Here is a 202-nt window from a genome sequence, read left to right as displayed (position 1 = left end):
GAGGGGGCCACGCTGGAGCCGCCACGCCAGGCCGCCCGCCGTGGCGATGCGGCCCTCCGCCGGACCGGGCCGCGCGGGCAGGAAGCTCATGCCGACGTCCCGGCGCCCCGCGAGCCCGTACGCCACCGCGCCCAGGACGACGGCCGCCGCCGCCATGAGCGGCGGCACCCACCAGCGCTCGCCGGCGGTGATGATCAGGGCG

The 202-nt window shown here is 80.7% G+C and carries 1 pseudogene; it reads right to left on the bottom strand.

Going from position 1 to position 202, the window contains the following annotated elements:
• Positions 1-202 (bottom strand): annotated as a pseudogene (locus A4V12_RS02125) (ABC transporter permease); the annotation flags it as partial.

It is taken from the genome of Streptomyces noursei (genome assembly GCF_001646665.1).
Taxonomy (GTDB): domain Bacteria; phylum Actinomycetota; class Actinomycetes; order Streptomycetales; family Streptomycetaceae; genus Streptomyces; species Streptomyces lavendulocolor.
Note: the sequence above shows the minus strand (reverse complement) of the source record. Positions and strands in the feature narration are given on the sequence as shown.